The 19,770-nt window shown below is 71.0% G+C and carries 9 protein-coding genes; all 9 read right to left on the bottom strand.

The window, feature by feature from the left end:
* Positions 1-31: 31 nt before the first annotated feature.
* Positions 32-7,846 carry an amino acid adenylation domain-containing protein gene (locus ABD987_RS34295; RefSeq protein WP_345403860.1) on the bottom strand — a complete coding sequence of 2,605 codons (7,815 nt, stop codon included), beginning with the start codon at positions 7,844-7,846 and terminating at the stop codon, positions 32-34.
* A 33-nt stretch (positions 7,847-7,879) separates the two neighbouring features.
* Entirely contained in the window at positions 7,880-8,848 is a 969-nt protein-coding gene (locus ABD987_RS34290) for a TauD/TfdA family dioxygenase (RefSeq protein ID WP_345403857.1), read from the bottom strand.
* A complete protein-coding gene (locus ABD987_RS34285) occupies positions 8,845-9,840 on the bottom strand; it encodes a methyltransferase (protein WP_345403854.1) in 996 nt (331 codons plus the stop codon). The genes ABD987_RS34290 and ABD987_RS34285 overlap by 4 nt, the downstream gene beginning before the upstream one ends.
* Positions 9,837-11,075 carry a hypothetical protein gene (locus ABD987_RS34280; protein WP_345403851.1) on the bottom strand — a complete coding sequence of 413 codons (1,239 nt, stop codon included), beginning with the start codon at positions 11,073-11,075 and terminating at the stop codon, positions 9,837-9,839. Before ABD987_RS34280 ends, ABD987_RS34285 begins: the two co-directional genes overlap by 4 nt.
* Positions 11,076-11,123: 48 nt before the next feature.
* The gene (locus tag ABD987_RS34275; protein WP_345403848.1) at positions 11,124-12,377 is read right to left on the bottom strand and encodes an MFS transporter; all 1,254 of its coding nucleotides are present in this window, start codon (positions 12,375-12,377) and stop codon (positions 11,124-11,126) included.
* Positions 12,374-13,315, bottom strand: a complete 942-nt coding sequence (locus ABD987_RS34270) for an ornithine carbamoyltransferase (protein WP_345403845.1) — start codon at positions 13,313-13,315, stop codon at positions 12,374-12,376. The genes ABD987_RS34275 and ABD987_RS34270 overlap by 4 nt, the downstream gene beginning before the upstream one ends.
* A gap of 42 nt (positions 13,316-13,357) precedes the next feature.
* Positions 13,358-18,271, bottom strand: coding sequence for an amino acid adenylation domain-containing protein (locus tag ABD987_RS34265; protein WP_345403843.1), 4,914 nt, complete (start codon positions 18,269-18,271; stop codon positions 13,358-13,360).
* 33 nt (positions 18,272-18,304) lie between these two features.
* Positions 18,305-18,523 (bottom strand): MbtH family protein, encoded by a 219-nt coding sequence (locus tag ABD987_RS34260; protein WP_345403841.1) that lies wholly within the window; start codon positions 18,521-18,523, stop codon positions 18,305-18,307.
* 226 nt (positions 18,524-18,749) lie between these two features.
* Complete coding sequence (gene sbnA / locus ABD987_RS34255; RefSeq protein WP_345403838.1) at positions 18,750-19,757, bottom strand: 2,3-diaminopropionate biosynthesis protein SbnA; 1,008 nt, start codon at positions 19,755-19,757, stop codon at positions 18,750-18,752.
* Positions 19,758-19,770 lie beyond the last annotated feature (13 nt).

Here is a 19,770-nt window from a genome sequence, read left to right as displayed (position 1 = left end):
CGGTGTCTCCCGCCCCGCCATAGTGAGGTGGTCATTCGTCCTCTCTCCCTTCTTCGATGCTCTCCGGAACGATGTGCCGGACGAACGTGCTCAGCTGCCGTAGATGGTCGGCGGCCAGCCGCTGGATGGTCTGCTCGTCATGCCGTCGCGTGGAGTACCCCCAGGTAATGGACAGCAGGTTGTCGTAGACCCCTGCGTCGACGTCCAGCAGATGTGCCCTTGACCCGGCCGGATCCACAGGGTTGCCCAGCCGATGCGGCACGCGGGTGAACATCGAGCCCGGTCCGTCCGAATAGGACCGGCCACCATGTCTGCCCGCGTAGTTGAACGCCACCTGCGGCCGTGGCAGCGCCGCCAGCGTGGCTGCGAGTTCCCGGTCGGAGCCGAGATCCCGGAGTAGCCCGTAACCGATCCCGTGTCGGGGCGCCGCGTCCAGCCCGCGCTTGACCTCGGCCAGGACCGGCGCCGGATCCCGGTTCTCCGGCAGGGTCAGTACCACCGGGCTTTCGGTGGTGAACCATCCGACTGTGCGGCTCAGGTCGACGTCCGGGAACAGCTCCGCCCGGCCGTGCCTTTCGACATCGATCACCGCGTGGTCGTCGCCGGTCCAGCCGGCGAGCACGACGGCGAGCGCGGCCAGCAGCACCTCGTTCAGCTGATAGCCGGTTTCGGCGGGCACCCGGTGGGTCAGCGCCTTCGTGACGGCAGCCGGCGCGTGCACGGTGAGCGCACGGGTGCTGCCGACGTCGGGATACCCGGCCTCACTGTCGACGGGAAGTGGGCGGCACGAAGGGCGGGCAAGCCAGTGACCCACCTCCTCCGCGACCTCCCTGGAGCGGGCGTATTCGGTCAGACACCTTGTCCAGTAAGGAAAAGACGTGGTCTTGGCAGGAAGTCGCACCGGCTCTCCCCCGGCCGTCCGCCGGTAGGCGGTGTCGAGGTCGGTGAGCAGGATCTGCCAGGAAGCGATGTCGACGGCGAGATGGTGCACGATGACGACGAGTTCGTCCGGCCCGTCGGGGGTCTGGAACAGGACCGCACGCACGATCGGCCCGTTCGCGAGGTCGAGCCCCCGCTGCTCCTCGGCGACGATGCGGTCCTGCAGATCGAGGCGCTGGTCCTCGGGAACCGCTGTCAGGTCCACCCGCCGCGACACCGGGCCGTCCTCCTCGGGCGCCAGCCAGATCCGCCACCGGCCCGCCGCACCTGCCGCCCGTAGCCGCAGCATGTCGTGGTGCTCGATGACGGCGTGCAGCGCTCGCTCCAGCACGGTGGGATCGACGTCTCCCTGACAGAGCAGATGGGCGTCCTGTGTGAAGTGACCGTGCCGGCTCGGTCGGGTCAGGAACGAACGCTGGACCGGGGTCGGCACGACCTCACCCGCCAGCGGCCCCTGCTCCGCCGTCACCGCTGGGACGTCCCCTGCGGCCGCCACCGCGGCCAGAGCGTCGTCGGCGTAGAACGCCCGAGGTGCCAGCGCCAGACCGGCCCGGCGAGCCGCCGAAACCACCGACATCACCATCAGCGAATCACCGCCGAGGGCGAAGAACCGGTCCCGCGCGCCGACCCGGGGTACGCCGAGCATCCTCGACCAGATCCCGGCGAGCAGGTGCTCCGCCGGGGTCTGGGGTTCGAGGTACGTGTCCGCGGCCGTCCCCGATCCCCGCACATCGTGCAGCGCCCGCCGGTCGAGTTTCCCGTGCGCGGTCAGCGGAATGACCGGGAGCCACTGGATCACGGCGGGCACCAGGTGGGCGGGCAGCCGCTGGGCCAGGCGATCCCGCAGCCGGGAGGTGACGGACGGGTCCTCCTTCGCGGTGGTGATGTAGGCGACGAGCCGCTGACCGGACGCGTCTTCCCGCGCGACGACCGCCGCGTCGCGCACCTCCGGCTCGGTGAGCAGCGCGGCGCGGACCTCGCCGGGTTCGACCCGGAACCCGCGGATCTTGACCTGGTCGTCCGCCCTGCCGGCGAACTCGAGCACACCGTCGGGCCGGAACCGGCCCAGGTCGCCGGTGCGGTAAAGCCGGGAGCCGGGTTCGCCAGCGGGATCGGGCACGAAACACTCCGCCGTGCGGCCGGGTGCGCCGAGGTACCCACGTGCGAGTCCCATGCCCGTCAGACAGATCTCGCCGACCGTGCCCATCGGCACCGGGCGCAGGTGCCGGTCGAGCACCTGTACCCCAGTGTTGGTCACCGGCCTGCCCAGCGCCGGGCGCCCGTCATCGGCCACCCGGCACACCACCGCGTCGACGGTGCATTCCGAGGGACCGTAGAAGTTGTGGACGGTGATGCCGGGTGCGAGCTCCCGCAGTCGGTCCACGAGGTCCTCCTCCAGCTCCTCGCCACCGAGCGCCGCGATCTTCGGCTGGTGCCGTCCCGCGTCCAGCAACCCGGCCGCGATCAGCACCCGGCAGTAGGACGGTGTCGTATTGAGGAGGTCGACGCCGTGCTCGGCGACGAATCGGGCCAGCGCCTCCGGCTCCCGGCGGACCTCGTCGGCCATCAGGTGGAGTTCGTGCCCGGCGAACATCCACAGCAGGCCGTCCCACGCGGCGTCGAACGAGAACGGCGCGGTCGCCGCGACGCGCAGCCCGTCCTCCCCCGCTAGTGTCGCGGCGCGATGGTGGTGGAAGAGGTTGACCGCGCTGCGGTGTTCGACCACCACACCCTTGGGCGTGCCGGTCGAACCCGAGGTGTACACGATGTAGGCGGGGTGGCGCGAGGACAGGGGAGCGAGCCGGTCGGCGTCGGTTATCCCCGCCGCCGGTCCCACCGTCGCCGCCAGATCCTCCCAGCACACCGGTTCCCTGCCCGCGGTGTCCATTTCGGACCAGCGGACGCCGGTCGCCCGCCCGGTGAGCAGGACTACCGGATCCGCGTCCCGCAGCAGGAAGGTGATCCGCTCCGCCGGGTAGCCGGGATCCACCACCAGCACGGCGGCACCGGCCTTGAGCACGGCCACCACCGCGACCACCAGGTCCGCTGAGCGGCCAAGGGCCACCGCGACGGCTCGTTCCGGCCCCGCGCCGCGTGCGATCAGGCCGAGGGCGAGCCGGTCGGCCCTGGCGTCCAGTTCCGCGTAGGACAACGTCTCGTCCCCGGTGTCCAGGGCTGTCTCCCCCGGTGTCCGCGCCACCCGCGCGGCGAACAGGTCGGCCAACGTGCCGTCCGGAACCTCGTCCGGGGACACCGGCCGCGCAGCAGGCAGCAGCAGGCGTTCCGCCTCGGGCAGGCAGTCCGCGGTCGCGTCGCCGTCAGGGTCGGCCGCCATGGCCTCGAGCACGGTCCGGTACAGGGCGGCGAACCGTGCGCCGTTGGCACGGCTGAACACACGGCTGCTCGTCGCGATCGCCACATGCCTGGCCAGGGTGCCGACACTCAGCAGGAACTCGTTCGGGCTCTCGTCGACGGCGCCGAGGAAGTCCACCAGCCCGTGATCGACCTGGTGGAAATCAAGGTAGTTGAACATCACGTCGATCAGCCGGCCCCGGCGTGCCGCCCGCTGGATCTCCGGCATCGGGAACCGGCGATGCGGCCACAGCCCGATCTCGGTCGCGAAGACCTCCTCCACCAAGGCTCGCCAGGTCCGGGCCCGCCCGCTGAACGCGAACGGCAAGGTATTCAGATACATCCCGTACACGCGGTGCGCCCCCAGTTCCTCCGGGCGGGCATCGCAGACCAGGCCCCCGAAGAAGGACGCCTGCGGCGTGAGCATGCTCATCACCTTGAGATGCGCGGCGTGCACCACGCTCTTCAAGGGCACCCCGGCCGAGTTGGCGAACGACCGCAGTTCGGGTTCGAGATCGTGGAAAGGCACGTGCAGCCGGTATCGCTCGTCCGGCCCGTCCGGGTCACCCCAGCCCGCCGGGAGTTCCAGTCTTTCGTGCCTCCGCACGACATCGAGCCAGAACTCCCGATCCTCCACCGAACGCAGCGAGGCCTGCTCGCCCGCGATGAAGTCGGCGAATCGGACCGCGGCCGGTGGCAACGGCTCGGGCTCAAGCCCGTCCCGGATCCGCCGGTAGCAGCCCAGCAGCTCCATGAACAGCGTGTGGAAGCTCCAGCCCTCGATGATCGGATGGCATTCGGTGATCGACAACCACCAGCCGTCGTCGTCGAAAACGTGCACGAACATCCGCAGCAGCGGCGGCTTCGCGATGTCGAACAGCTCGGCCCTGGTGCGCGCGGCGTGCTCGGCAAGCATCCGGTCCTGCTCGGGTTTGGTCAGCCCACGGGCCTCGGACAGGCCGAACGGCATCTCCGCGGTCGCGAGCACCACCTGCATCGGCACCGAATACGTGTCGGGGTCGAGCGCGGTACGGAGCACGTCGTGCCGCTCGACGACGACGTGGGCGGCCGCTCGAAACGCTTCGGGGGAGAACGGCCGATCGTCCGGGATCGGGAACGAGGTCACGTTGTGGTACCGGTTGTCCCGCTCATGCGCGAACATTTCGACCAGCATGCCCAGCTGCACCTGGGAAAGCGGATACGCGTCGACGGCTTCGGGTGGCAGCAGCGCCCGGTCGGGATCGGAAATCAGTTCGAACGGCCGTACCCCCACCACGGAGCCGTCGCCGCGCGACCGTCCGGAAAGGACTTCGCAGAGCCCGGCCAGTGTGCGTGCCTCGAAGACGTCCCGGACCGCCACGTCGTAGCCGACCGCCCGGAGGGCACCGACCACCGCGACCGCCTTGATCGAATCACCACCGAGACGAAAGAACTCGTCCCACACACCGACCGCCTCGACGCCGAGCGCCTCCGCCCACACCTCGGCGACGCGCGCTTCGTCGGCGGTGCGTGGTGCGACGAACTCCTGGTGTGCCGGCAGGGACGCCCGGGGCGGCGCGGGCAGTGCGTCCCGGTCGAGCTTGCCGTTCGCGGTGAGGGGCAGGGCCGCGAGCTCGACGAAGGCGGTCGGGACCAGGTGCTCGGGTAACTGGTCCCCGGTGTGCCCGGCGAGTTCTGCCGGGGTCACTGGGTCCCCCTCGGCCACCCAATAGGCGACCAGCTGCCTGCCACCGCCACGCGGCAACGCGAGCACGACCACCTCGCGGACGCCGGGATGCGCGCCGACCACGGCCTGTACTTCCCGGGTGTCGACCCGGTACCCACGGACCTTGACCTGATGGTCGACCCTGCCGACGAAGTCGACGGTGCCGTCCGGCAGTACCCTGCCGAGGTCACCGGTCCGGTAGAGCCGGGATCCCGGCTCGCCGAACGGGTCGGGCAGGAAACGTTCGGCACTCAGCGCCCGCCGGCGCGCGTATCCCCGTGCGACCCCGGTGCCGCCGACGTAGATCTCCCCGACCACGCCGACCGGTACTTGCCCGAGTCCCGCGTCGAGCACGTGCATCGTGGTGTTCGGAATCGGCCTGCCGAGCGAAACGAGTTCGGTGTCCCGTGGCCCGGCGACCGGATGGCCCGAGTTCCCTACGGTGATCTCGGTCGGGCCGTACTCCGCGGCCAGCCGGGTACCACCGGGACCGGCCAATGCGCGCCACCGGTCCGCCAGCGTGCTGGTGAAGGCGTCCCCCGCGGCGATGACCAGTCCGGCGAGTCTCGCGGCCTGCGGTGCCGAGAGCTGTTCGGTAAGCAACGCCAGATGCCCCGGCGTGAGCTTGACGAACGCGAACGGCGCCGATGCGGCGAGCAACGCGCCGAGGTCGGTGATCGCGAAGTCCTGCGGGAGCAGTTCGACGCGCTGGCCTGCCATGAGCGGCGCGTAGAGGTCGGGGATCCCGAGGTCGAAGGAGACGGAGGAAAACATCGGCGCGCCACCGGTTCCCGCCGAGACGTACTCCCGGACCGTCCACTCGAGATAGTTCGCCAGCCCGCGATGGGTGACCAGCACCCCGTTGGGCGCGCCGGTCGAGCCGGAGGTGTAGATCACGTAGGCCAGGTCGTCCTCGCCACCGGTACGCGGTGGCGCGGTGGCGGGCAGCGCGGCGAGGGTTTCCTTCTCCTGTTCGAGAACCAGCACCCGGCCGCCGAATCCGGTCAGCCGCCCGGTGTGGCGGGCTTCGGTGAGAACGACCGAGGCCCCGGCGTCCTCGAGCATCCCGCACAACCGCTCCGCGGGATGCCCCGGTTCGAGCGGGACCTGCGCCCCGCCTGCCTTCCACACGCCGAGCAGCGCGGCCACCAGGTCGGGGCCGCGATCGAGCAGCACCCCGACGGTGCGCTCGGGCCCGACGCCCAGCGCCACGAGCCGATGCGCGAACCGGTTGGCCCGCGCGTCCAGTTCGGCGTATCCGATCCGCTGATCCCCGAAGCCCAGTGCCACCGCGTCGGGAGTACGCGCGGCGACCCGTGCGAACACCTCGTGCACGCGCGTGCCGTCGATGTGCCGGGCGGCGCCGGTCGCGGCCGTCAGCAGCCGGCGCCGTTCGACGGCGGGCAGAATGTCCACAGCGGACACTCGGGTCTCCGGCGCGACCGCCACGCTCTCGACGAGACGCGAGAAGTGCGCGGCCATCCGCTCGGCGGTGGCGCGGTCGAACAACGCGGCGAGGTAGCCGAGGCCGCCACGCAGCGTGCCGTCGGGCAGTTCGTCGAGCTGCAGGGTGAGGTCGAACTGGGCCACCGACGAAACGGCTTCGATTCGCTCGCTCCGGAGGCCGGGCAGCTCCAGCGTCCCCTCCGGCACCGCGCGCAGGTCGAACATCGCCTGGAACAGCGGGGTCGCCGAGGCCGCCCGCTCGGGCCGTACGGCTCCGACAACCTCGGCGAGCGGGACGTCCGCGTGGTCGTGCGCGGCGAGCACGGTCGCCCGGTTCGCCGTCACCAGTTCGCCGAATGCCGGGTCGCCCGCCCACCGCGCGCGCAGCGCCACGGTGGTGAAGGCGTATCCCAGCATGGTCCGCAACTCGGCACGGGTACGCCGCGACACCGCTGTGCCGACCGTGATGTCGGCTTCGGCCGCGCTGCCGGAGTAGCGCGCCAGCAGCACCTGGAACGCGGTCAGCAGCACCATGAACAGCGTGGCATCGTGCACCCGCGCGAACTCACGCAGCCGCGCGGCGGTGTCCCGGGGAATCACGAAACCGACCGCATCGCCCTGCCAGTCACGGACGGCCGGGCGCGCCCGGTCGGCGGGAAGCACGAGCGGGGCGACGTCCGCGAGCTGGGTCCGCCAGTAGCCGAGCTGCCTCCGGCGGACCTCGGGCGTGAGCCGTTCTCGTTGCCAGCAGGCGAAATCCACGTACTGCACGGTGACCGGCGGCAGATTCGCGCGTTGCCCCGACAACGCCGCGCGGTAGCCGGCGCTCACCTCCGTGACGAGTATCCCGTACGAAGCCGCGTCACAGGCGATGTGGTGGAACACGGCTGCGAGCACGTGATCGTCCTCGGCCAGCCGGAACAATCGGATCCGCATCGGATGTTCTGTCCGCAGGTCGATGGGCGTCAGCGCGAGCCGCCGAACGTCGTCCAGCGTCCGCTTGTACCGCAGCTCCCCTGCCTCACCGGAGAAGTCCACGAGAACGAAATCCACCGCGCCGGGCGGATCCACGATCTGCGCGGGTTCGTCACCGGCGAGTCCGTACCGGGTGCGCAGGATCTCGTGCCGGACGGCGACACCTTTCCACGCCTGACCGAGCGCATCGACGTCGAGCGCTCCACGCAGCCGGACCACCAGCGGCACCAGGAACTCCGGGCTATCCGGCGCCACCGTCGCGGCGAGCCACAGCTGGCGTTGTGCCGGGGCCAGCGGCAGCGGTCCGTCCCGGTCCGCCCTGCCGATACCGGTGCGCTGACCGATGCGTGCGCCAGCAAGCCTGCGCCGGACCATGTCCTCGCGCAGGGCATCGACGTCAGCGGGATCCGGTGCCGCCTCGGTGGTCATCCGTCGCTCCTTTCGCAACGTTCGGTCTAGCGATCACGTGAGCACGTACCCGCCCGGTGACCGGAAGGGCCGCGTGCGGCGCCCGTCGGCGAACACGAAAGTCCGGTACAGCCAACGATCCCGGCCGTCGTAGCGCGGAATGAACGCGGTCCTGCCGTGCAACGCCAGCCGGTTGTCCACCAGCGCCAGCTCCCCCGGCCGCAGGACCAGCCTCCGTACCACCGGGGCCAGCGCGGTCTCCAGTTCCGCGAGGGCGGCACCGGCGTCCGCGTCGAGCGGGCGGGTGCTCGCGAAGTCCACCCGGATATCGGGATCCTCGGCGCTGCCGCACAACACCGGATGGGGCTCCGAGCCGCCGCCAGTGCCACCGAACGACGGCGGTGGCTCGGTACGGAAACGCGGCTCCGCGAGTATCCGCCGAGCAGGAGGGGGCAAGGCCGCCAGCGCAGGCCGGATCGGGGCGACCAGCAGGGCCGCCCGGTTCTCGTGGTCGGCACGCAGGCACAGCAGCGCGACGAAATCCGGTCTGGCCGGGTGGAAGGCGTTCTCGACGTGCATGGTCAGCACCACCGATCCCGCGTTGCTCTGGGAGCGCTCGCGGCCGGGCACCGGAACGACGTTCTGCACGAGGGCACCGGTCTTCTCCGCCCGGAAGGCCCCGATCTCGCCGACGCACAGGGAAAGGAGCACCTGTACCGCGGCCGCGACCGTCGCCTCGCGTTCCACGGAGCCGGCGATCGTCGGCGTCGGTGGGATCGCCGTCCCGATCGGGAGGTTGCGGAGCAGCAGCACACCATCGGTCCCGGAGTCGTGCCGGTACTCCCGCAGTGTCTCGCGCAGGAGCAGCGGCAGGAGGCAGGACCGCTGCCGGGCGGCCAGTACCCAGGCGGGCGCGTCGACGCGCCGGGGCGGGAACTCGGCGAGTTCCTGTGCCACCGCGCGCAGTTCGTCGTGCTCGGCTCGTGTCAGTGTGACGACCGCCGTCGATGTCCCCGCTGTCATCCCGGCCTCGCTTCGATCAGGGACGAACGCGCGCCGCCGCGCACGTCCGTGATGACGAACCCGGCCTCGCCGAGCAGCGAGTGCCACGCCTTCCGGTCACGTTCCCTGCCTCCGACCATCACGAGCATGTGCAGGTCGAGCAGGTCGTCCCAGCGCGAACCGTCCTCGTGTGCGACCTGCTCCAGGATGAGCAGCCTCGCGGACTTCGGCATCGCTTCGCGGCAGAGCCGCAGCAACTCCACGGCCTTGGTGTCGTTCCAGTCGTGGAGGATTTCCGCGAGAAGGTAGGCGTCGGCCCCGGCCGGAACGGCCTCGAAGAAGTCCCCGCCGACACATTCACAGCGATCCGCGACCCCGGCTTCGGCCAGCGTGCCGCTCGCCCGTGCGACGACGTGCGGCAGATCGAGCAGGACACCGCAGAGTCCCGGCCGGTCGGCGAGCAGCAGTGCGAGCAGCCCACCGTTGCCGCCACCGACATCCACTACCGTGCGGATGTCACTCCACTCGTAGTCGAGCAGCGGCGCGGCGCGCAGTCGCACCAGCCCAGCCTGCGCGGCGGTGAACCTGGCCTCCTCTTCGGGATGTTCGGCGAGCCAGGAAAACATCGCCGTCCCGAACACATTGTCGAAGGCGGGCTCCCCGGTGCGCAGGGTGTGCTCCGCGGCCTGCCAGGCCAGGTAGGACTCCCCCACCATCATCGAGGCGAAGTGCCGCAACGAACCGGGAACATCCCGGCGGAGCAGCTCGCCGAGCTCGGTGAGGGTGTAGGTGCCCCCCGGATCTCCGGCGAGTACACCCTCCGTGCCGAGCAGCCGCAGGAACCGGGCGAGCGCGTCGGGGTCCGTGCCGGACGCGGCCGCCAGCTGCGCGACGGTCGCCGGACCAGCCGCCAGCCGGTCGATCACCCCTGTCTCGACGACAGCGTGGATCGCCTGGGTGAGCACGAATCCCATCAGTTTGCGGCGCAGCAGGGCATTGGCGGACGAGGTCATCGGGGCCACTCCGCACCGTCCACCAGCGCCGGGAACAAGGGCACCTCCGCGGCCCGCTTGAGATACTCGGCACCGCTGGTGCCGCCGGTTCCCCGATCGTCGCCGATGATCTTCAAGGTCACTCCCCAGTGCGTGCGTTTCATCGCGCGCCATGCCCGGTCCAGGTCCGCCATCCGGCAGACGAGGGGGGCGACGGTGGTACGCCCGATACTGTCCACTATGGACGTGAAAATTTCCTGCAAGGTTGCCCCGACGGGCTCCACCGGCGGCAGGCCCACCGCGGGCGGGCCTGCCGGGCGCGGCGCGCACAGCAGCTCGATCCGCCGGTAGTGCCGCGACTGCACCGCGCTGCGCCCGTCGGAGTGCACCCGGATGATCTCGAAGCTGCGGCGCGGCATCGTGGTGAGCACCCGGTACAGCGGCCGGGACAGCCCGAGCCACCAGATCGCCCTGTCGAGCTGCTCGCCGGCCGCCACGATCTCCCCGCGCAGCAACGCGACTCCGGCCAGCTCGATCCTGCGGCAGAGGTACGCGTAGATCATTTCGAAGATCTGCACGCACCGGAAGAACATGTGCTCGTCGTGCATGCGCGTGATCGGCAGCAGGGCGATCCCGATCACGAGCGCCTGTTCCCTCCCGAGCCCGGCAAGGAACGCGGTCGCCAGCCTGCCGGCGTGGTCCGCGAACTCCCGGTCGTCTGCCGGGGCCGCTCCGTCCGATGAGGACAGTCTGCCCAGTACCGAGGCCACGGCCGCGGTGCGGGCCCGGCACACGCGTCCCGGTGTGCTCCGCAACATCGCGGCCTCGGCCAGCAGGGTGTCCGCCACCAGCCCGCCGAGCAGCCCACCGACGGACCGCTCGTCGTCGAGATCGACGACGCTGAGCAACAGGCGCGTAAGCAGGTATCCGTCGTAGGTACTGTTGTGCTGATCCACCGTACTGGGCAGCCACAGTGGCAGCGGCCAACTGTCCGCCGGTACCCGTACGGCGATGGCGCGCAACGGCGCGGTCACCCGTTCCCCGGCATACATCCGGCCGACCGCGACGAAGTGATCGAGCACTTCTTGGTAGGGAAAGGATTCCGGTGCGCGATCCGGAGACCACGCCCCCAGCGCCGCCGCCGCGCGGGCGCCGGAGACATCCGTCGGCGACGCGGCGGCGGCGCGTGCGCTGATCCCTTCGGGACCGGCATGCCGCGGCCACTCCCGCACACTGACCACTTGACGCTCCACCACCGCTCCATCGTGGATTTCGCCGCTATACAAGGCCTATAGGCGGTTCGGTCACGGCGGCGAGAGGCGGCCTTCTCGGCCGGTCCTGGCACGGACCACCGGGCTGAGCACCGCGAGCATGGCGAGCAGGACCATCAGCGCGCCCAATGCGAGCACGGTCCGGACCACCCCGGCGGCGTCGAGCAGGTATCCGCTCAGCAGCGAGCCCGCCGAGACCGCGCCGACCAGCACGAGGCCGGCCACACTGTTCACCCTGCCCTGCAAGGCATCCGGGGTGGTCCCCACCATGTAGACGCCGCCGACCACGTTGAACACCCCGCCGACGTAGCCGTTCGCCGCGAACAACACGGCGATGACGATCGGATCCTGCACGAACGCGGGCACCGGGACCAGCACGGACCACACGATGAGACCACCGATCGCGACCGCGCCGAGGCTCACGCGCTTCATCCACCAGGTCCCGCTGAGCGCGCCCAGTGTGCCGCCGATACCACCGGCGACGGACACCACGCCGACGATCGCGGCCGAACCACCACCGGAGTGCACGATCACCATCAAGGCCATGGTGAGACCGCGGAACACCACGTTTGTCGCGGCGATCAGCCCGATGACGGTGCGCAGAAACCGCTGCCGCCACATCCACGCGATCCCTTCGGCGATCTCGGTGCGGAGGTGACGCGGCGGCGGCCGGTCGCCCTGCATCGGCTTGCGGATCAGCAACACCGCGGCCAGTGAAACCAGGTGCAGCACGGCCGTGGCAACGAACGGCACCCACCGCAGTACCGCGAACAGCGCGCTGCCCACCGGCTGACCGAGCAGCGCGGCCACTCGTGAACGGGCTTCGTTCCTGCTCATCGCGGACCCCAGCTGCTCCGGCGCCACCAGCCGCGGTACTGCGGCCCGCTCGGCCAGTTGGTAGAAGACCACGCAGCTGCCCTGCAGGAAGGCGGCCGCCATCAGTACCGGAATCCAGATCCGGCCGGTCGCCACAAGCACCGCGACGCCTCCGGTGGCGAGCAGACATCCCACGTCGGCCGAGATCATCACCTTGCGCCGGTCCCAGCGGTCCACCAGCGCGCCCGCCGGGAGCTGGACGAGCAACTGCGGAAGCAGCGCGGCGAACCCCACCAACCCGGCCTGGCCCGCCGAGCCGGTCTGCCACAACACGACGAGCGGATAGACGACGTCGGTGATGTGACCGCCGAGAATCGTGCACCCCGCGGCCAGCCACAGCCGCAGGAAATCGCGGTTGCGGCCCAGCGACCGCCCGGCCGGCCGCGCAGGATCCCGTACCGTGTCGGTCACCGGGCACCATCGCAGAAGCCAGGGCGGCACCACTCGAGAACCGCCATGGCGCTGGCGAGTTTCGTGCGCGCCTGCCGGAAGGCGATGCTCGCCGGCCCGTCCAGCACGTCGGCGGTGACCTCTTCACCGCGATGGGCGGGCAGATCGTGCAGGAACACCGCGTCCGGGCTGGTACGCCACAGCTCCGCGGTGACCTGGAAGGGGGCGAACGCCCGGCGCCAGTCCGGATCGGGCTTGCTGGTCCCCGTGGTCTGCCAGCGGGTTGTGTAGACGACGTCGAACCCGCCGAGACCGGCCATGTCGTGCCGCTGGACGACCGAGGCGCCGTACCGCGCGGCCTGCTCGGCCCCGCGGCTCAGGAATGCCTCCGGAACGCCGTATCCCTCGGGAGTGCGCAGTTCCAGCTCCACGCCGGGAAACCGGGTAAGCGCCAGCGTCAGCGCGGTGGCGGTGTTGTTCCCTTCCCCCACATAAAGCACCTTGAGTCCCTCGATCCGGCCGAAGTGGACCATCAACGTGGTGAGATCGGACAGTGCCTGCGTCGGATGCTCGTCGACGGTCATCGCGTTGACCACGGCCATCCGGTCCTGCGCGGCCAGCGCGCGCAGCTCGGCCGGATCGCCGGCGGTACGCACGACGAGAAGATCGAGCATCCCGGCCAGTACCCGCCCGGTGTCCTCGACACTCTCCCCCGTGTTCAGCTGAAGATCGCCGGGACCGTACGCGACGGTCTGCGCGCCCAGCCTGGCCGCGCCCGCCGAGAACGCCGTCCTGGTCCGCGTCGAGGTGGTGCTGAAGAAGATCCCGGCCATCGCACCGGCCAGCGAGCGCACGACCGGACTCCGCGCGGCGAACCCGCCACCGCGCTCGATGAGCTGAGTGAGGTCGGTATCAGTCAGGTCGGCGATGGACAGGAGATGCCGGACGGTGGTGTGCACGGCCGATTCCAATCTCGAATGGGACGATTCCCCTGGCACCGGTCACTCACCGGATTCCTTCCACCGCAGCGCCCGCGCGGTCACCTCCGCGTCGGAGAGCGCCTCGATTTCGGCGCGAACCGCACGTTCCACGGCCTGCGCCAGCCCGGCCACGGTCGGCTCGTCGAACACCGTCCGCAGCGGGATCTCCACATCGAACTCCTCCTGCGTCATCGCGACAAGCCGCGCCGCCGCCATCGAATCCCCGCCCTGCAGGAAGAAGTTGTCGTGGACCCCGCCCAGCGCCGGCAGGACCTCGCGCCACAGGCCCGCGACCCGTTCCTCCAGCTCCGTCCTCGGCGAGACGGGGCCCTCGTCCCCGTGCCTGCGCGGGACGTCGAGTGCGGCCAGTGCTGCGTGGTCGATCTTGCCGTGCCTGGTGAGCGGCAACGCAGTGAGTGGCACGACGGCCACGGGCACCATGTAGTCGGGCAGCAGGCGCGCGCAGTGCGTCCGCAGCTCGTCGGCGCCGTCAAGCGGCTCCAGATCTGTGACGCAGTAGGCGAAGAGCTGCTTCCCTGCCCGGTCATTCTCCCGGACGGCGACCACCGCCTCTCGCACGGCCGGATGCCGGGCGAGCGCCGCCCGGATCTCCCCGAGCTCCACGCGGTAGCCGCGGATCTTCACCTGCTCGTCGTCCCGGCCGAGGAAGTCGAGCTCGCCCGAGGGGAGCATCCGGCCGAGGTCGCCGGTGCGATAGAGCCGCGCGCCGGACCCGCCGTACGGATCCGGTACGAAGCGGGCCGCGGTGAGCGCCGGCCTGCCGAAATAGCCGCGTGCCAGGCCCACCCCGCCGACGCAGATCTCCCCCGCCGTCCCGAAGGGCACCGGCCGGAGTTCCTCGTCGAGCACGACGACGGTGACGTTCGGCAGCGCGTGTCCGATGTGAACGGTTTCGGTGTCCGGTTCGACCGCCGATCGGGTGGCCGAGATCGTCGACTCGGCCGGACCGTACATGTGTACCAGGCGATTCAACCGGGACCGGAGCTCGCGGGCGAACGCGGGGGACGGCGACTCGCCGCCGGTCAGCCCCACCAGGTCGCGGCGGCGGCCGAATCCCGCGTCCAGCAGGAGTCTCCAGTGCGCGGGCGAGCCGCCGAGGTGTGTCACGCCGTGCCGGTCGAGCAGCCGCAGCTGGGCCGCGCGGTTGGCGACCTCCGCCTCGGTGGCGACCACCACCCGCCCGCCGGAGATCAGCGGCAGGAACAGCTCCATCGCGGCGATGTCGAACGACACCGGCGCGACCGCGAGGTAGGCCGACTCCTGGCCGAATCCCACCTCCGCGCCCTTGGCGAGCAGGATGTTCAGCAATGCCCGGTGTTCGACCGCCACGCCCTTCGGCCGCCCGGTCGAGCCCGAGGTGTGCACGACGTAGCCGAGATCGCCGGGATGGGGCCAGCCGCCGTCATTCCCGACGCCGGGCAGGTCCGGCGCGGTGGTCAGTACCTCGCGACGGCCGGTACGCCCTTGGTGGGCCGCGCTGGTGAGCACCACGTCGACGCGGGCGTCGGACAACAGCAGGCCGGTGCGCTCCTCCGGGATCTGCGGATCGATCGGCAGGTACGCCGCCCCCGCACGCCAGACCGCGAGCATGCCCGCCACCAGGTCCGCCGAGCGGTCCAGCACGATGCCGACGACGGACTCCGGCCCGGCACCCGCGCGGCGCAAGCCCCCGGCCAGCGCGGTGACCCGGTGATCCAGCTCCCGGTAGGTCAGGGATCGCCCGGCACAAACCAGCGCGACCGCGTCCGGCCGGGCCCGCGCCCGCGCTTCGAAGGCGCCGAGCACCGTGTCCTCGACGATCCCCGCCGACCGGGCGGAGGGCACGAGAACCGCCCGTTCCCGCGCGGTGAGAATGTCCACTCGTGACAGTGCCGTGTCCGGATCGGCCACCACCCCGGCCACGAGTTGGCCAAGGTGTGCGGCGAACGCCTCGGCGGTATCCCGGTCGAACAACGCCGTCGCGTACTCCAGGAACCCACTCAGGCTCCCGTCCGGCAGCAGGCGCACCGCCAGGGTCAGGTCGGTCTTCGCGGTCCGCCAAACACGCTGGAAGACTTCGGCGTCGAGCGAGTCGGCGGCCAGGCTGGTGACGCCATCGTCGGCCAGGTCGAACATGACCTGGTAAAGCGGGGTTCGAGAAAGGTCACGATCGGGCTCAAGTTCGGCGACCAGCCGCTCGAACGGCACCTCCTGCCTGGCGAACCCGGCCAGGCACACCTCGCGGACCCGTTCGACCGCCGCGCCGAACGTCAGGTCGCCGCCCAGCCGGCACCGCAACGCCAGCGCGTTGAGGAAGAACCCCGCCACGCCTTCGGTCTCCGGCCGGTTCCGGCCCGCCACCGGGATGCCGACCGCGAGGTCCCACTGGCCACTGTGCCGCGCGAGTACCACGCAGAACGCGGTCAGGAAGGTCATGAACGGGGTCGCGCCGTGCCCGCGGCCGAGTTCGAGCACCGACGCGGTCAGCCCTGGCGGCAGCGTGAACGCGATCGCCGCGCCCCGTCCGTCGCGGACCGGTGGCCGGAGCCGGTCGGTGGGCAGCTCGAGCCGCGGCAGCCCGGCGAGGTGCTCCCGCCAGTACGTCACCTGCTCGTCCGGTATCGCCGCTTCCCGTTGCCACGCGGCGAAATCGGCATACTGCACCGGGAGATCGGCCACCTTTGGCTCCCTGCCGTCGAGCGTAGCCCGGCAGAACTCCAGCAGATCGGCCCGCAGCACCACGGACGACCAGCCATCGATGGCGATGTGGTGCACCGCCAGCACCAGCACGTCAGGCTCGCCCGCGGCACGGACCAGCGTCGCCCGCCATACGGGACCTGTCGTCAGGTCGAACCCGGTGGACAACTGTTCCCGCAGCACCGTGCGGAGATCGGCGCCGGTCACGCCGAGCGGGACCGGACCGGCGCCGTCGATCACCTGACGCGGCACCCCGGACTCGGTCACGTACCGGGTGCGCAGGATCTCGTGCCGCGAGGCCAGCTTCCCCAGCGCGTCGGCGACCAGCCCTTCGCCGGCGTCCGGGGGGAGCTTGATGAGCACCGGGACGATCCAGTCCACACCGCCGGGACTCAGCCGGTCCGCGAACCACAATCGTTCCTGCCCGGAAGATAACGGGAGCGGCCCGTTCCGGGGGACCGGCCGCACGGCGGCATCCGGCCCGTCGTGCGCGGCCAGCAGGCCAGCCTGCGCCTCGACGGTGGTGGCCGAGAACAGCCCGCGCAGCACTGTCCTGTCCCCCGCGGCGGCCCGCAGCCGGTTCGCCAGCCGGGTCAGCATCAGCGAGGAGCCACCCAGCACGAAGAAATCATCGTGCACCCCGACGCCGTCGACGCCCAGCAGGTCCGCCCACACGTCGGCGACCACCTGTTCGACCTCGTTCCGCGGTGCGACATAGGGAGCGCGACCGGTGTCCGGCGCCGGGTCGGGCAGCGCCCGGCGGTCGACCTTGCCACTGACGGTGAGCGGGAACCGGTCCAGGCGGACGAAGGCCGACGGGACGAACGCGGACGGCAACAGCTCGGCGAGGTACCTCCGGAGTGCTTCGGGCTCCGGGGGGTGGCCATCGCTCACGAAATACGCCGCCAGCCGCGCGGCACCGTCGGCGGATCGCCTGCCTGCCACCACCGCGGCCGCCACCGCCGGATGCGCGGTCAATGCACTTTCGACTTCCGCCGGCTCGACGCGCACACCGTTGATCTTGACCTGCTGATCGAGCCTGCCCAGGTATTCCAGCACGCCGTCGGCACGCCAGCGAGCCCGGTCCCCGGTCCGGTAGAGCCGGGCGCCCGCCGGTCCGTAGGGATCGGGGACGAAGGCGGCCGCCGTGTCCGCCGCGCGGCCGTGATAACCCCTGGCGAGACCGACACCGCCGACACACAGCTCGCCGGCGACGCCGACCGGCACCGGAGCGCCACAGGTGTCCAACACCAGGATCCGCGTGTTGTCGATCGGCCTGCCGATCGGCACCGGATCGGCGAGTCCTGCCGGATCGACGCGCTGCGCGGTGACGTCGATGGAGCATTCGGTCGGTCCGTAGGTGTTCCACAGCTCGACGTCGAGCCGGGCGAAAACCTCGGCGCAGAGCTCGGCGCGCAGGGGCTCACCCGCGGAGAAGACCAGCCGGAGCCCCTCGCACCGCGCGAACTCGGGTTCGGCGACCAGGAGCCGCAGTACCGAGGGGACCACCTGGAGCACCGTGACCCGCTCGGCGGCGGCGGTGGCGGCCAGCAGCGCGGGATCGGCCTCGGCGCCCGGCGGCGCCATGACCACCGTTCCCCCGCTGACCAGCGGCGCGAAGATCTCCCAACACGCCGCATCGAAGACCAGCGCGGTCTTGTGCAGCACTCTGTCCGATGCGCCGAGACCGTGCTTCCGTACCGTCCACAGCACCCGGTTCGCGATACCGGCCTGATCGATCACCACCGCCTTCGGCGTTCCGGTCGACCCCGAGGTGAAAAGCGCGTACGCGGCGTCCGAGCCGGAAAGTTCGATGCCGGGTGCCGCCTCGTCGCGCTCCTCCTGCCCGGACGGACTCAGGCGGAGCACCTCGGTCCCGGTGCCGTGAAGCGCGGAGCGGACCGCGTCGGCGACAGACCTCGAGCTTAGTACCAGCTTCAGCCCGATCCGGCCGGCGAGCGCCTGGAGCCGTGCCGGCGGGTGCCCGGGGTCCAGCGGGACGTACGCGCTGCCCACCCGCCAGATCGCCAGCAACGCGACGGCGAGCTCGATACCGCGTTCGGCACAGATGCCTACGAAGGTCTCCGGCCCGGCGCCCCGCCCGGCGAGTGTCCTGGCGAGCCGCCCGCTTTCCCTGCCCAGCTCGGCGTAGGTGAGCGAACGGTTCCCCTCGGCCACCGCGACGGCGTGCGGAGTGCGGGCGGTCTGGTCCGCGACGAGCGTGGCGAGGTTACGCACGGGAGGCATGGTGTCCTTCACCGGTCGGCCCGGTCAGTCGGCGGCGCCGGCGAGCCGGCGCCGGACGCTCAGCGGGCGCATGTCGGTCCACACCTCGTCGATGTGGGCAAGGCAGGACTCCCGGGAGCCCCGTACTCCCTGGTCGTACCAGCCCGCGGGCAGGTCCCGGTCAGCCCACCAGATCGAGTACTGCTCTTCGTCGTTGCGCACGACCGCATAGGACCGGTCGTCGGCCTGCTCGCTGTCGCTCATCGGTTCCCCTCCCACCCGGCCACCGCGGCCGGAGCTTGTCCGTGTTCCGGCAGGAAGCCGTCGGATCGGGTACCTGATCCGACGGCTTCGGGCGTCAAGTCGCGCAGAGAGCCGTTCGGCACCGCCGTTCCCGGCCGGACCGCCTCCAGTCCGAGATGCGGCTCCACGGCAGTCGTGGCCGACGACAGGTGTCCGTGCGCGGCGACCGCCGCGTCTCGGTGCCCGATCATCGGCACGACGCAACTGTCCTTCCGGTGTCCCCGGCCGGTACCGCGCCGAAGTGGGCGGTGACCCAGTCGTCGGAGTAGATCGTGTCGAGGTAGCGCGCACCGGCGTCCGGAAAGATCAGCACGCACCGCGTGCCTTCCGGGAACCGTTCGGCGATCTTCGCGGCGGCGGCGAATACGGCACCGGAGGATCCGCCGACGAGGAGCGCCTCCTGGTCGGCGAGCAGGCGGCAGGCGGCCACGCAGTCGAGATCCGAAACGTGCACGACCTCGTCCGCCAGCCCCTCCGCGAACAACGCGGGCCGGTGCGCCGCGCCGTGTCCGGGGATGAGCCGTCGTGCGGGCGTCGTCTCCCCGAAGATGGCGCTGCCAAGCGCGTCCACCGCGACGATCCTGGTGGCCATCCCGCGCTCGGCGATGTACTCGGCGCAACCACGTAACGTGCCGCAGGAACTCACCGCGCAGAACACGTAGTCGACCCTGCCGTCGAGCGCGTCGGCGATCTCCCGCATGGTCTCCTGGTGGGCCGCCGGGTTGAGCGGATTGGCGTATTGGTTGGGCCAGAAGGCATCCGGTGTCGAGGCGACGATCTCGCGGACCCGCCGGATCCGGGCGGGCAGGTACTCCCCGGTCACGGGATCGGGCGCGGCAACCACCTCGATCTCGGCCCGGTAGGCGTTGAGGGTCGCGAGGTGCTGCCGGGTCGTCTTCGGGTCCACCACACAGATCAGCCGGATCCCGAAGTAGCGGCAGATCTGGGCGAGCCCGATGGCGAGGTTGCCGGAACTCGACTCCACCACGACCGACCGGCCCCGGCGCAGCGATCCGTCGCGGATTCGCTCGCGCAACATGGCCAGCGCGGTGCGGTCCTTGATACTGCCACCGGGATTGAAACTCTCCAGCTTCGCGAGGAAACGGCGGCCTGGGACGGGCGCCCCCCTGGTCAGTGCCACCAGCGGTGTGTTCCCGATGACGCTGAGAACGCCATCGAACGCGTGCGCAGCCACACCATCTCCTCAC

The organism is Amycolatopsis samaneae (genome assembly GCF_039541975.1).
In the GTDB taxonomy this organism is placed as follows: Bacteria; Actinomycetota; Actinomycetes; order Mycobacteriales; family Pseudonocardiaceae; genus Amycolatopsis; species Amycolatopsis samaneae.
Note: the sequence above shows the minus strand (reverse complement) of the source record. Positions and strands in the feature narration are given on the sequence as shown.